This window comes from Arthrobacter sp. NQ4 (assembly GCF_029077345.1).
Taxonomy (GTDB): Bacteria; Actinomycetota; Actinomycetes; order Actinomycetales; family Micrococcaceae; genus Arthrobacter.
Map to the genome: position 1 here is coordinate 1 of NZ_JARETC010000002.1, position 2,602 is coordinate 2,602.

At 64.4% G+C, this 2,602-nt stretch carries 3 protein-coding genes; 1 reads left to right on the forward strand and 2 read right to left on the reverse strand.

Going from position 1 to position 2,602, the window contains the following annotated elements; translation table 11 throughout:
- Nucleotides 1-347: CoA-transferase (locus PUN51_RS03810; RefSeq protein ID WP_277999246.1), on the forward strand; the 347-nt coding region annotated here is incomplete at its 5' end.
- Between the two features lie 181 nt (nucleotides 348-528).
- Here PUN51_RS03810 and PUN51_RS03815 read toward each other — a convergent pair.
- Together PUN51_RS03815 and PUN51_RS03820 are read right to left on the reverse strand one after the other, a co-directional pair.
- Complete coding sequence (locus PUN51_RS03815; protein WP_275179981.1) at nucleotides 529-1,881, reverse strand: ferredoxin reductase family protein; 1,353 nt, start codon at nucleotides 1,879-1,881, stop codon at nucleotides 529-531.
- Nucleotides 1,882-1,941: 60 nt separating this feature from the next.
- The gene (locus PUN51_RS03820) at nucleotides 1,942-2,235 is read right to left on the reverse strand and encodes a hypothetical protein (RefSeq protein WP_224025940.1); all 294 of its coding nucleotides are present in this window, start codon (nucleotides 2,233-2,235) and stop codon (nucleotides 1,942-1,944) included.
- Between the last annotated feature and the right edge of the window lie 367 nt (nucleotides 2,236-2,602).

Here is a 2,602-nt window from a genome sequence, read left to right on the forward strand (position 1 = left end):
GCGCCTTCCAGGTCTCCGCCACCGGCGACCTCGCCAACTGGCACACCGGCGCACCCGGGGCGATTCCCGCCGTCGGCGGTGCCATGGACCTGGCCACCGGCGCCAAGGACGTCTTCGTGATGATGACCCTCCTGACCCGCGAAGGCGCATCCAAGATCGTGGACGCCTGCACCTACCCCATCACCGGCGTCGGCTGCGTCACCCGCGTCTACACGGACAAAGCCGTCTTCCTCACCGGCCCGGACGGCGTCACCGTCCGCGAAACCTTCGGCTGCACCCTCGAGGAACTCCAGGACCTGGTACCCGTCCCGCTCAAGGCCACGCCCGGTGCCATGGATCAAAGGTAACGCCGGCAGACAACGATAGGTCGCTCCTCCCGGTCTTCTGGAATGGGCACGGTGTGCTGGGATACCAAACTTTCCGTTGAGCAGCGTCACAACCACTCAACTGACGGCCGAGCCGGAAGGGGAGCGGCCCACCTTAGCTTGACGCCGTTAAACGCACTCAACCGACGAAGACCTGCCAGGGCTAGAAGCTGAAATCCTCGTGGTGGAGTTGCCTCCGCGGAACGCCGGCCTGCCTTAGAGCCAATGTCGCGGCGGAGGAGAGTCGTGGTGAGGCGCACATGTAGACGTCTCGGGTGGCAAGGTCCGGGACCATAGCCAGCAGGTTTTGCGCTGACATCGCGTTCCGCGGGTCGGAGGCAGATCCGGTCAGGAAGATCAGTTGCGCCCCGCGCTGCCGAGCGATGTGCTCGAGCTCGTCGCGGAAGAGAATCTCTTCCACGGAGGAGGCCCGATACAGCAGGGTCAGTTCCCGTCCGTGGACCGGGAGTGTCTCGAAGAGGGCCCTCATAGGGGTGATTCCCACCCCGCCACCGATTAGAAGGACTCCCCGGCCTTCGCGTCGCTCATTCGTCAAGGCACCATACGGGCCCGCACCGAGGACCCTTGTTCCGGGTTTCACGGCGTGAATGAGGCGGGTGCCGTCGCCTACCGCCTTGACGGTTATCCGGAGGAATTGGGGGTGCGGCGGCGCTGACAGCGAGAAGGGGTGGGAAGACAGCCAGAGGGGTCCAGCCAGGAATCGCCACCGAAAGAATTGGCCGGATTCGGCGTTGAGTTCTTCGAGGTGGCGGCCTCGAAGGATGATGCTGACCACGCCTGCTCCCTCGTGGACGATGTGATCTACGCGCAGCCGGTGCCGCCACATCTGCGTGAGCGGGGCAAGCACCCGGTACCGGAGTACCAGCCCGAAACTTAGGGTGTAGAGCAGGCTCCATGCGATCTGTACGAGGGGCATCCCCGCCAGGTCCGGGCCTGCCAGTTCGTGGGCGAAGGACAGCGCGATGGCCACGTAAGTGAGGAGATGCACTAAGTGCCAGGACTCATACTTCATCCTGCGCCGCACGTTTCGCGCAGACACGTAGCCGACTCCGATGAACAGCAATGTTCCGGCTGTGGCAGTAACAAGTCCGGGCATCCGAAGAACGTCCAGTGTGGCCGCACTCAACGGGATCCGTTGAACCATTGACCAGGCCACGGTCGCGGCTACGCCGTGAATGAGCATGAGCACGAAGATGGCCCTGCCGCCCAAGCCGTGCCATCGGGATAGCCGGTCAGCACCGACTCCACGTTCCAGCCCAGGTGCGCGTGACATCAGGCCCATCATGACGGTGACACCGTAGCCGGCCAACAGTCCGGACATGTGGGCCACCAGGGGAAGGTTGAACTGCACCGGATGGGGGGCCTTGATCACTCCCAGGGCCATGACTGCGACCGCACCGGCCATAATCAGCCACAGCGCCAGGGCCGGTGAGATGCTCCCGGACGCCCCCGCTTCTGACCGGGCAGCTCCGGGATGGTCGGCTGTTGCTGTCATCGTTTTTCCTTTGTGGCAGCCAAGCGGCGCCGGTAAGTCATCAAATAGCTATGAGGAGTCCTAGCGCCTTCCTCTGTTGCCGCCAGGCGTCGTCGCACCCCTGGCGGGCCCGGTCCGTCCTTGTTGATTCGGGGTGGCCGCCGCGGCAGGTCCGACTGTATCGGCGGCCATAACGGTGGTCTGGACAGGGGAGACGGCGGGCCCGTTCAGGCCCAGCTGCACGCCGATAATCACGGCTGCGGCGACGATGGCGGCGGATAGCACCTTCTGGAACCATCCCCAGGCAGCAGCGCGGTTCCCTGTTGGACGCCGGGCGGCGATGTGTTGGGTGCCGGCAGGTGCGGTGCTATTCATGGCGCGAATGTTTCGGTAATGGGGGCATGGGCGGTGGAGCGCCCGCGGTCTGTCATCGGCGGGACCAGCGGGAGGTTGACGGCGGTCATCAGCGTCTTTCTTGTGCGAGGGCCGGCAGGGATTACCTCAAACGACGGGCCCTGGACATGAATGAAGGTCGATTCAGCTTTGAGGTGACGTTGTTGTTCGGGCGGACGCCGGTGGTCAGCGTCCGCCCGAAGAAGAACGCTTCGGCTCAGTGGCCGCCGGTTTCGGTGGCGGTGATGGTGAAGTTGGTGTCGAGCTTGACGGTGGCGTGGGTGTTGTCGGATTTGGTGATGTGGGCTTCGTAGGCGGCGGAGCCGTCGTCTTCGGTGGTCATGGCATC